Source organism: Ferrimonas kyonanensis DSM 18153 (assembly GCF_000425405.1).
GTDB classification, from domain to species: Bacteria; Pseudomonadota; Gammaproteobacteria; order Enterobacterales; family Shewanellaceae; genus Ferrimonas; species Ferrimonas kyonanensis.
Genome location: NZ_KE384364.1, coordinates 251,886 through 261,933, shown reverse-complemented (window position 1 = coordinate 261,933; position 10,048 = coordinate 251,886). Strand labels below are relative to the sequence as shown.

Below are 10,048 nucleotides of genomic sequence, written 5' to 3'. Positions count from 1 at the left end.
AGGAGAGCAAATATGATCAGTGATGAAGCGGTGGCTCAACGGTTGTCGGAGCTGGGGCACCCGACTCGGTTGGCGGTGTATCGGTTGTTGGTCAAAGGCAGTAAGACCGGCATGACCGTCGGTGATGTTCAACAGCAGCTGGGCATTCCCGGTTCAACACTGAGTCACCACCTGAGCCGGTTGATCCAGGCCGGGTTGGTGCAGCAGACCCGTGAAGGTCGAATCCTGCGTTGTCAGGTGGACATGGATGCCCTGGATGAAGTGATCGACTACCTGAAGGCGGAGTGCTGCACCCTGTAGCCCATCGATCAATTCGCTGGAAATGACTGTGGGAACCTACCTTGAAACCCCGACAGGTTCGCGCCACACTGACGGGCCTGTTCCCCTAGATTATGCGAGAGAAAGGATGACCACCAAAGACGAACGTCACCAGCAGCGACAGCAGAAAGTGAAGCAGAAAGTCGATGCCAAGGTGGAGAGTGCTCAGGAGGAGCGAGGCATCGTACTGGTGCTGACCGGTAACGGTAAAGGCAAGTCGACCGCCGGATTTGGCACCGTCGCCCGCGCAGTGGGCCACGGCCAACGCTGCGTCGTTGGCCAGTTCATTAAGGGTACCTGGGACTGCGGTGAGCGGTCACTGCTGGAGCAGCATGGCGTGGATTTCCATGTGATGGCCACCGGCTTCACCTGGGAGACGCAGGATCGGGAAGCGGACACGAAGGCGGCCCAGGCGGTGTGGCAACAACTGAAACCGGCCCTGGCCGATGCCAGCGTCGATCTGGTGCTGCTGGATGAGCTGACCTACATGACCAATTACGATTACCTGGATCTGGACGAGGTGGTGGAGGCCATTGCCAACCGGCCGCCGGAGCAGAGCGTGGTCATTACCGGCCGGGCGGTGCACCGTCGTTTGGAGGAGTTGGCGGACACGGTGTCTGAAGTGCGACCGGTGAAACACGCGTTTGAGGCGGGAATTAAGGCACGTAAAGGCGTCGACTGGTAGACTGGTGCCACCCTAGCGCCACACCATTGAGTCCTTGATGACCCATGCATTAGGCCGCCAGTTCTGGCGGTTTGTTATTCCTACGGTCGCCGCCATGCTGGTGAGTGGCCTCTATCAACTGGTGGACGGCATCTTTGTCGGCCAGATCATCGGTGCCGACGGCCTCGGTGCCATCAACATCGCCTGGCCGGTGATCGGCATTACCTATGGGGTGGCCATCATGGTGGGCATTGGCGCCGGTGCCCTGAGCTCCATTGCTCGTGGCGAAGGCGATCTGCCCGCCGCCAGCCAGTGGCTGGCCGCGGGGGTGTGGTTATTGCTGCTCATGGGGATCGCCTGCGGGGTGATGCTGGCCGGGTTGGGGGAGGCGCTGTTTCGGCTCCAGCAAGCTCAGGGGCCGGTGCTGGCCCTGGCCGAAGACTACCTGCAGGTGCTGATCTGGGCCAGCCCGGTGGCGCTGGGTGGCATTGCCTTACCGTTTTTGATTCGTAATGACGATGCTCCCAACCTGGCCACGGTGCTGATCGGTGTCGGTGCGCTGATCAACATCGGCCTGGATTATCTGTTTATCGTTCTGTGGGGCTGGCAGTTAACCGGCGCCGCGCTGGCAACCGCCCTGGCTCAGGCGGTGGTGTTGGTGCTGGGACTGGGCTATTTTCACTCGCCGCTGTGTCGAGTGCGGTTGTCGTTGACCCGGCTGAGCCTCAGCTGGCGGGAGACCAAACAGATTCTGGGCCTGGGGCTGGCAAGCTGGGCCATGTACCTCTATTTCAGTTTTATCACCGCCGTGCACAACAGCCAGTTTCTGAGCTATGGCGGAGCCACCGAACTGGGGGCGTTCGCCATTGTCGGTTACCTGTGCACCCTGTATTACCTGCTGGCGGAGGGGGTGGCCAACGGCGTTCAGCCTCTGCTCAGTTACCTGTTCGGGGCCGGTCGGCTGAAACAGATGCAACGGGCGCTGGTGTGGGCGCTGGCCCTGACGCTGTTCAGTGGCCTGGTGTTTTCCATCGGCTTTCTGTTGTTCCCGGCGCTGTTTACCCATGCCTTTAACCGCGATGACCAGACGTTGCTGCAGGCCACGACACAGGGGCTGAGGTGGCACACCTGGGCACTGTACCTCGATGGGGTGATCTTTGTGATTGCGGCGTACTTTCAGTCGGTGAACGACGGCCGTCGGGCCAGTTGGGTGACCTTCGCCAACATGGGGATTCAGCTGCCCTTCTTGCTGTTGCTGCCGCTGTGGCTGGGCGTACAGGGGGTGTGGTTGGCGGTGCCCTTGTCCAATGTGGTGTTGATTGGCTGGGTGCTGTGGTTACTGACTCGGGATCAGAAGCGGCGCCGAATTCCCTGGGGGCGCCACTCGGTACTGGATTAATCTGTCGGCGCTGCCATCAGCGCCGGGCCAGTTCGCCATTGAGCCGTTCGATCTCGGCCTTGAGTACCATCACCTGATGCTCCAGATCGTCAATGCGAGCCTTGTCGTCGGCAATCACCTCGGCGGTGGTGGTCATCGAGACGTCGCCAGAGAACAGGTGGGCATAGCGGGCTTCCCGTTTGCCGGCTTCTCTGGGCAGTTGCACCACCATCTGTTTTTCCGCCAGCCCTTTTAATACGGCGTCGGCGTCGTTGACGTCGTTGAAGCTCGCCAAGCGGTTGGTACGACTGCGCAGTTCACCCGGCGTTTGTGGCCCCCGCAGCAGCAGCACGCACACCAATGCCCGCTCCTTATCGGTCAGTGACAGGCCGCCAAAGGCGGTGTTGCAGAATCGGTGTTTGTATTTACTGGTGCGGCTGCCACCCTCTTCACTGACCAGGCGGCGATCCATCAGTTGATTCAGGGTCTGGCTGACTTCACTGTCGCTGAGGGACAGCACCGGATCGCGATTGCTTTTCTGGTTGCAGGCGCCTTTGAGGGCGTTTAATGACAGCGGGTAGAGGTCTGGGGTGGTGGTCTCTTTTTCCAATAAACAGCCAATGATGCGAGTCTCATTGAGGGTCAGGTTCATCTCCACGGGGGCCTCCTTTGAATGCCAATGTGATTGCGCACTGAGCCGTGGCCATTGCGGCAACAGTGGGCAGTCAATTTGGTATTGCACCGAACCAGTATTTATCGCCATTGCCGAAACGGCAACCCCCCCGAAGCACTGTTTGGACAGAGTTTAAGCAGTGCCGGGGGCCATTTGTCGTGGTGGTGTCTGAATTTTGCCCAAGGGTGCTGTCACCAATGGAGAATATTCGTTAGTCTAGTGACTTATCTCCTGAATCGTTGAGAGCGCCTTTGAACCGCATCGCTGTTTTCGTGGATGTACAAAACATCTACTACACCTGTCGTCAGGCATTTGGTCGTCAGTTTAACTACCGTGGACTGTGGCAACACCTGAGCCAGTTGGGCAACATCGTATCGGCGACGGCGTACGCGACCCATAAGGGGGACGACGGTCAGCGCAAATTTCAGGATGCCCTCAAACACATCGGTTTTGATGTCAAACTCAAGCCCTTTATTCAGCGTGCCGACGGGTCGGCCAAGGGAGACTGGGACGTGGGCATTACCATCGATGTGATGGAAACTGCGCCCAAGGTCGATACCGTGGTGTTGCTTTCCGGTGATGGCGATTTTGACATGCTGCTGAACAAGATCCGCAAAGATTACGGGGTGCAGGCCATGGTGTTCGGGGTGCCGTCTCTGACCGCCCACTCTCTGATGGAGTCGGCGTCTGAGTTTGTGCCCATCGGTGACAGCATGCTGTTGTAGCCGTTAGGGTCAGTTTCCCGCCTTGGCCTCAAAATACTGCAGGTCAATGAACAGCGCCGCCGCCAGTACCAGTTGGCGCAGATGTAGCGGCAGGCTGGCCTCATACTCCACCAGAAAGTTGTCTCTGTCGGTCATCAGTTCCGAGAATGCGCCGGACCAGCGTTTGGCCACCTGGGCTTGTTGTCGCTGCTGGCCATCCATAAAGGGGAAGGTCCACAGCTTCCACAGCGGCGACGCCACCTGTAACACCACCTGACCCTGGGCATCCAGCAGATCAAACTTTTTATGCAGCAGCGAGAAGCGTTGCTGAATCGCCCCGAGGAAGACCCCCTGATGGTCGCTGATCTCCAGCCGCTGAAACAGCCAGCGAAAGGGGTGATGGGCACGCATGAAAGGCTGACGTCGGCTATCGAAAAAGACCAGGTCGAAGCGGCGCCAGTGGCCCAACGCCTGGCGGGCCAGGGTTCCCAGCAAACCGCTGCTCTGCTCGGCAGCGTAGGCCAACGGCTGTTGATCGCCGGTCAGAATCTGATACTTGTTGCGGCTTTCGAAGCCGATGAACTCTGCCAATTCGTGCACCTGCTGCACCAGCAGGCGAGGGTGGTCATTCAGGGCATTCATAATGGGGTCCCGATTCAGCGGATTTCAGTCGAAACTGATTGAACACTCTAGCATAGCCGAGCCGACGGCTTGCGTTCAGGCGTCGCGGGGCAAGCCTTTTTCCACCACTCGAATTAACCGTTGTTGCTGTTTGCTTAATTGCCCCAGTTGCTGCTGTTGACGATCGATGGCCCAGCGAATGTGTTCATCCACCAGGCTGTCTACCCGCCCCAAGCCTTGAGTCAGCGCCTCGATGATGGTCGTTGCTGCCGGGGCGTTGCCCAGTGCCACGGCCAGATTGCGCTGCCAGCGTCGATAACCGATGCGGCGGATGGGAGAGCCTTCGGTGGCGCTGAGAAACTCACTTTCGCTCCAGTGCCACAAGGTCAGCAATTTAGGGTGCGTCAGCGGGCCACGGGTGTGGAAGTCCGGTTCTTGGGTCAGCGGAGCGTCGCGGTTATAGGGACAGGCCAGCTGACAGTCGTCGCAGCCGTAGATGCGGTTGCCCAGCGCCGGGCGCAAGGGTTCGGGAATGGCCGAGTCCGATTCGATGGTCAGGTAGGAGATGCAGCGCTTGGCATCCACCACATAGGGCTCGACGATGGCATGGGTGGGGCACAGGGTCATGCAGGCTTTGCAGTTGCCACAGTCGCCCTGATGAGGGGCATCTTCAGGCAGCGGCAGGTTGGTCAATAACTCACCGATGAAGAACCAACTGCCCGCGCCCTGACTCAACAGCAGTGAGTGCTTACCGACCCAGCCAAGCCCGGCCTGGTTGGCCAGCGGTCGCTCCAGGATCGGCGCCGAGTCCACGAAGGGGCGACCATCGTAGTCCTGAATCTGCTCGCGAATGCGGTTGCCTAACTGCTTGAGACGATTGCGCATCAGCTTGTGATAGTCGCGACCGCCGGCGTAGCGGCTGATGTAAGCTCGCTCCCCCTCCCTGAGTGCATCGGCAAAACCGGCGTTGGGGGGCAGGTAATCGAGGCGGACCACAATGGCGGTGATGCTGCCGGGATGCAATAACTCAGGCTGAGTGCGCATCGCCACGTTGCGGGCCATGTATTCCATGTCGCCGTGATAGTGGTTGTTGAGCCAGGAGGACAGGGCGGGCTGCTGATCGGCCAGGTCCAGGCGGGTGATGCCGACATCGGCAAAGCCCAGTTCCCGGGCCCAGGATTTAATCTGAGCAGCCAGCTTGGTCCAATCTGGCCGTGGAGCGGCGGTGTCAGGGGGGGATAGGTTCATGGCGGCAAGAATACCAGATTCTGCCGCCATCACCGATTTTTGTGGGTTATTTCAGGGACAGTGGCGACAGGCTCAGGCTGCCATTGACGGTTTGCATCTCCACCTTGGCGTTGCCGCCGTTGTGGTCAAAGTGCAATTTCTCCGTGGCCACGTGCTTGCCGCGGTTTGGCTGGTCCTGGGTCAGGCTGTTGCTGATGTCGCCACCTGGGCCGGTTTCCAGGCGTACTCGTACCGAGGCATCGCCGGGCAAGGCCAGGGAGGTGTCACCATTGACGGTCTCAAACTCCAGTTCGGCACCGGTGTCGAGAGCGGCGACGGTGACCTGAATGTCACCGCTGACGCTGGTCACGTCCAACTCGCGAACCCGGTCCAGGCTCAGTTGAATGTCGCCGGAAACGTTTTCCACTTCCACTTCGTGGCCGCCGCGCGCCAGGGTGACGTTACCGCTGACCGATTCGTAACTGCCGCTGCCTTGATGGCCACTGGCATCGATGTCGCCGCTGACGGTTTCCAGCTCAATTTCGCCGGAGAGTTCGTGCGCCTTGATGTCACCGCTGACCACCTCGACGTCGATCTCGCCCTGGATGCGTTCCAGAGAGATATCACCGCTGACGTTGTTGATCTTGAGGCCGCGCTGCAGATTGGCGAGATTGAAGTCGGTACTGACCCCTTCGCCTTTGAAGCGAATGGAACTGGGCAGTGTCACGGTCAGGCGGCTGCCGTCGTTGTTGCCCCGCCAGTTGCGTGGCATTTTGACCTCAGCCACCAGGGTGTCGCCGTCTCGCTCAAACACCCAATGCTCGGCTTGGTCATCCAGTTCACCGCGAATGCTGATCTGGTTGTGGTCGCCTCCGGTCAGGGTCACGTCGCCGCGGGGAACGATCAGGTTCAGGGTGCGGATTCCGTCTGCATCCATGCGGCTATCAATGGCTTCCCCAGCCAGAGCGGAGACTGAGGTGGCGAACAGGGTGGCACCCAAAATAATGTGTTTCATGGAGTTCTCCTAAAGGTGGTGAAGTCGTTGTTGGCGCTGCTGCTGTTTTTGCATCAGTTCCAGTTCCCGCTGTTGTACCCAGAGCCACAGCTCCAGCAGGTCGGGGTTGTAGGGGTCTTGTTTGAGGGCAGCGATCAGTTGTTCTGCGGCGTCTCTCAGGGTTTGAATGCCAGAACCTTCGGCATCGGACTGGCTGTCGTTGACGGTTTCGAACTGACTCAGCTCAAACCGGCTTTGCAGTCGTTGCCGCTGCTGCTGATGCTGATTGGCCATTAATTGCAGCATCATCTGAAACTGCTGATCCTGATTGCCGCCCTGCTGTTGGCCCAGCCAGAAGCTGCCGAGGCTGGTCACCAGCAAGCTGGCCGCCATGGCCCAGGGCAGCCATGGTCGGGCGGTCGGCTTCGGGGCCTTCGGTTCCAGTGGTGCCCGGTCCAGCTGTCGCTCGATACCGGCCCACAAGTCGCGCTGCGGCGTGATCTCCGGTTGCAGATCGTCCAGCAAGTCATCCAGTTTGTGGCTCATGACAGCATCTCCTGTAACAGTTGGCGGGCCCGGTGGTATTGGGCTTTGCTGGTGCCCGGTTTGATCTCCAGCAGTTCGGCGACCTCATGGTGGTGGTAGCCTTCGATGGCGTGGAGCACAAACACTTGTCGGGCGCGGGCCGGCAGCCGGGGTAGCAGCCGGTCCACCAGGTTCAGTGATTCCATCCCCTGATGGTCTTCCTGTTCGGCTTCGGTCAGCTCGGTGAGCTGAGGCTGGGCCTTCAGGTAGTTGAGGGTGTGGTTCAGAGTCAGCCGGTGCAACCAGGTGGTAAAGCGGGCTTCGAACCGATATTGAGGCAGTTTTTGCCACAGGCGGATAAACACCTCCTGGGTTGCCTCTTCGGCACAGGCTACCCGGCCGCTGAGTCGTAAACACAGGGCATAGACCCTGGGGCTCAGTTGCTGGTACAGCCTGGCAAACGCGCGCTTGTCGCCTTGCTGGGCCAGACGAACATCCTGGTTCAGGCTGTCTGTGGCCGCATCAAGCGTGGGGGCTGTTTGGTTCACCGGCGCTCCTTGAATTGAGTGAGTAGTGATAAGTAAGACAGGCGTAAGTTGGCAAAGGGTTTGAACGGGAGCAAATTTTTTTTGCTCTCAGTAGAGCCAGGAATTAGGAAAAGTTTTCTGAACCCAATTCACACAAAGCGGTGATTTGTGATCTATTTCGACGATTTCTGCATCAATTACTGGCAGAATGCGCCGCTTATCAACAGAAAGTTGGTGCGTTACCGTTTACCCTTAGCGGGGAACCTAACTAAAGTGGTCAAGGATGAATTCAATTCGCAGTAACCTGATTGTCTGGTTGGCTATATTGCTGTTGGTCACCAACGGCCTGGGGTTTATCAATGCCCTGTGGACCGCCAAGGGCTACTACCAGAAAGTCTATGATGGCAACCTGGCGCAGCGGGCCAGAATCATGCTGCAGTTGATCAACGAGACCCCATCCGGAGACGTGCAGGCTACTGTGCGTCAAGCTCGAGAGCGCTTCGTACAGCTCGACTTGACCGCGCGCCAGGGCTGGTTGTTATCGGAGCACAGTGACTACGCAGATACCCCCCTGGTTCAGTATCAGGTCTGGCAACAGGGTCAGTGCGTCAGTGTTAACGGCCTTCCCTGTGAGGATGGCGGAGCGTTTCACAACATCAATGCCGGGTTTTCCGATCAAAGTTATCATCAGGAACAGTGGCGGACCTTTACCATCTACAGCGTCAAGCAGCAGCTGTATCTGACGGTCGGCTACCCCAACTCCCTCGGCAGGGATGTGTTGCAAAGTGCCATGTGGGCCAGTTGGGGCACGCAGATGATGCTGCTGACGCCATTGACTATTCTGATGTGCAGTGTGGTGGTCGGCATCAACATGAGCCCGCTGAGGCGCTTTAGTCGACGTTTACAGAGCTGGCCGAACATTACCCTGCCAGCCACCTCCAGCATGCCTAAGGAACTGCACTCCACCGTTACCGCACTGACTAAGAGTCAGACGTCGCTGGTACAGGCTGAGTTGCAGCGCCATTCCACCATTGCCCAGCTGTCGCAGAGAATGATTCAATATCTGCATTCGATTCAGGATCATCTGGCCGGTACCGGTCAGGAAAACCATCAGGCCAGAGTGCAGCTCAAGCGAGCCGAGCGACTGATGGCCAATGGCAGTGCCCTGAACGATCTGGATCGACCGCTGGAAGCGGAGGTGGCGTACAGCAACCTCTACCGGGAGGCTGCCCTCAGTTGTGCGCGCCACTATCAGGCGGCGGTGGCCCGCGGTCAGAGTCTGACACTCCGGGGCCTGTCCCGTGAAGGGGTGGTGGCTCTGCCTTGCACCATGGTCGAGGCGCTGTTGGACAACTTGATCGACAATGCCTTAAAAGCCAGCCCAGACGACGGTGAAATCATCGTTTCCGTTCGGGAAGCTGGACCGGGCAAGGTGTCATTGACCGTGGCCGACTCCGGGCCGGGGTTGGATCGGGACAAGTTCAACGACGCGGCCACCGTCGCCAAGAGCAATCGCTTCGAAGTGGGCATGGGCCTATTGATCGTCCGAAGCATCGTCAGTAAGTATCAGGGAGAGCTGAGTATTGGCCGCAGTCAGTTGCTGGGAGGCGGTCAGATTCGATGCCGTTTTACCCTGTACGATGCCGATGATGTGGGGGAGCGGTCCCTCGCTGAATCGGGAAATACTTGCGCCCGTGGGTAGCCGCCCCTAGCATGGGCAGGGAATGGCCTTTTTTGTGAGGGAGAGTCACTGTGCAGCCGGTCTTTTTTGCGTTGATGTCACGCATGCAGAACGTTCACCGCTGGGGTAAGTCTAATCCGACCCGGGCGGAGAACGTGGCAGAACACAGCTTTCAGGTGGCGATGTTTGCTCACGCCCTGGGGGAGGTTCGTAACCAGGTGTTTACCGAGCAGCCTAAGGTGGATGCCAACCACCTGGCGGTGGTGGCGATGTTTCACGACTCGGCGGAGGTGCTGACCGAGGACGTTAACAGCGGCATCAAATACAGCGACAAACGGATGCTGGCACTGTGTCGGGAGATGGAAGCCATCGCCTCGCACATGCTGGTGACGACGGTGCCCAAGCCGCTTCAGTCCACCTACAAGGGGCTTATCGAGCACGAAGACGATGCCGAGACCGCCCGTTTCGTCAAGGCGGCGGACCTGCTGTCGGCGTACACCAAGGCGTTGGCGGAATTGCGGGCCGGCAATATGGAGTTTGAAGGGACCGAGCGCAAGGTGTTGGCCGCTTTAGCGCCCTTTATCGACACCATGCCCGAGGTGTCCTGGTTTATGGAGCAGTGTGTACCGGCGTTTCAGATGACCATCGACGACCTGGTGGATGCCGCCTTAGTGGGGGACGCCGATTAGTCATTGCGTGATGGTGAAGAAACGACAACGGGGCCCTCATTGAGGGC

The 10,048-nt window shown here is 58.9% G+C and carries 12 protein-coding genes; 6 read left to right on the top strand and 6 right to left on the bottom strand.

Features of this window, described 5'->3' with window-relative positions:
• Positions 1–12 precede the first annotated feature (12 nt).
• The 3 genes from H598_RS0116740 (at position 13) to H598_RS0116730 (ending at position 2,381) form a co-directional block, all read left to right on the top strand.
• Positions 13–300 carry an ArsR/SmtB family transcription factor gene (locus H598_RS0116740; protein WP_028114023.1) on the top strand — a complete coding sequence of 96 codons (288 nt, stop codon included), beginning with the start codon at positions 13–15 and terminating at the stop codon, positions 298–300.
• Positions 301–406: 106 nt separating this feature from the next.
• Positions 407–1,003, top strand: coding sequence for a cob(I)yrinic acid a,c-diamide adenosyltransferase (gene cobO, locus H598_RS0116735; RefSeq protein ID WP_028114022.1), 597 nt, complete (start codon positions 407–409; stop codon positions 1,001–1,003).
• Positions 1,004–1,040: 37 nt separating this feature from the next.
• Positions 1,041–2,381, top strand: a complete 1,341-nt coding sequence (locus H598_RS0116730; protein ID WP_028114021.1) for an MATE family efflux transporter — start codon at positions 1,041–1,043, stop codon at positions 2,379–2,381.
• A 16-nt stretch (positions 2,382–2,397) separates the two neighbouring features.
• Here the strand turns inward: H598_RS0116730 and H598_RS0116725 are convergent, their stop codons facing one another.
• Complete coding sequence (locus H598_RS0116725) at positions 2,398–3,012, bottom strand: YceH family protein (RefSeq protein WP_035416122.1); 615 nt, start codon at positions 3,010–3,012, stop codon at positions 2,398–2,400.
• A gap of 272 nt (positions 3,013–3,284) precedes the next feature.
• Here H598_RS0116725 and H598_RS0116720 point away from each other — a divergent pair, with 272 nt between their 5' ends.
• A complete protein-coding gene (locus H598_RS0116720; protein ID WP_028114019.1) occupies positions 3,285–3,758 on the top strand; it encodes an NYN domain-containing protein in 474 nt (157 codons plus the stop codon).
• 9 nt (positions 3,759–3,767) lie between these two features.
• On the opposite strand, the gene H598_RS0116715 is transcribed toward H598_RS0116720, so the two are convergent.
• From H598_RS0116715 to H598_RS0116695, 5 genes are read right to left on the bottom strand one after another with little or no spacing between them, the layout of a single operon-like run.
• On the bottom strand, positions 3,768–4,397 hold the full coding sequence (locus H598_RS0116715; protein WP_342663241.1) for a phospholipid scramblase-related protein: 630 nt from the start codon (positions 4,395–4,397) through the stop codon (positions 3,768–3,770).
• Between the two features lie 57 nt (positions 4,398–4,454).
• On the bottom strand, positions 4,455–5,606 hold the full coding sequence (queG, locus tag H598_RS0116710) for a tRNA epoxyqueuosine(34) reductase QueG (protein WP_051252805.1): 1,152 nt from the start codon (positions 5,604–5,606) through the stop codon (positions 4,455–4,457).
• 46 nt (positions 5,607–5,652) lie between these two features.
• Positions 5,653–6,600 carry a DUF4097 family beta strand repeat-containing protein gene (locus H598_RS0116705; RefSeq protein ID WP_028114016.1) on the bottom strand — a complete coding sequence of 316 codons (948 nt, stop codon included), beginning with the start codon at positions 6,598–6,600 and terminating at the stop codon, positions 5,653–5,655.
• Between the two features lie 9 nt (positions 6,601–6,609).
• Complete coding sequence (locus tag H598_RS0116700; protein ID WP_028114015.1) at positions 6,610–7,125, bottom strand: hypothetical protein; 516 nt, start codon at positions 7,123–7,125, stop codon at positions 6,610–6,612.
• Positions 7,122–7,652: an RNA polymerase sigma factor gene (locus H598_RS0116695; RefSeq protein ID WP_028114014.1), complete on the bottom strand. Its 531-nt coding sequence runs from the start codon at positions 7,650–7,652 to the stop codon at positions 7,122–7,124. The genes H598_RS0116700 and H598_RS0116695 overlap by 4 nt, the downstream gene beginning before the upstream one ends.
• 262 nt (positions 7,653–7,914) lie before the next feature.
• Between H598_RS0116695 and H598_RS0116690 the strand changes: the two genes are divergently transcribed.
• Positions 7,915–9,333, top strand: coding sequence for a sensor histidine kinase (locus H598_RS0116690; RefSeq protein ID WP_028114013.1), 1,419 nt, complete (start codon positions 7,915–7,917; stop codon positions 9,331–9,333).
• Between the two features lie 50 nt (positions 9,334–9,383).
• Entirely contained in the window at positions 9,384–10,001 is a 618-nt protein-coding gene (gene yfbR / locus H598_RS0116685) for a 5'-deoxynucleotidase (protein WP_028114012.1), read from the top strand.
• Positions 10,002–10,048: the final 47 nt, after the last annotated feature.

Bases quoted from the DNA above. Each gene is read 5' to 3' on its own strand.
- H598_RS0116740 (WP_028114023.1), top strand. From the start codon at position 13: ATGATCAGTGATGAAGCGGTGGCTCAACGGTTGTCGGAGCTGGGGCAC.
- cobO (WP_028114022.1), top strand. From the start codon at position 407: ATGACCACCAAAGACGAACGTCACCAGCAGCGACAGCAGAAAGTGAAG.
- H598_RS0116730 (WP_028114021.1), top strand. From the start codon at position 1,041: ATGACCCATGCATTAGGCCGCCAGTTCTGGCGGTTTGTTATTCCTACG.
- H598_RS0116725 (WP_035416122.1), bottom strand. From the start codon at position 3,012: ATGAACCTGACCCTCAATGAGACTCGCATCATTGGCTGTTTATTGGAA.
- queG (WP_051252805.1), bottom strand. From the start codon at position 5,606: ATGAACCTATCCCCCCCTGACACCGCCGCTCCACGGCCAGATTGGACC.
- H598_RS0116705 (WP_028114016.1), bottom strand. From the start codon at position 6,600: ATGAAACACATTATTTTGGGTGCCACCCTGTTCGCCACCTCAGTCTCC.
- H598_RS0116700 (WP_028114015.1), bottom strand. From the start codon at position 7,125: ATGAGCCACAAACTGGATGACTTGCTGGACGATCTGCAACCGGAGATC.
- H598_RS0116690 (WP_028114013.1), top strand. From the start codon at position 7,915: ATGAATTCAATTCGCAGTAACCTGATTGTCTGGTTGGCTATATTGCTG.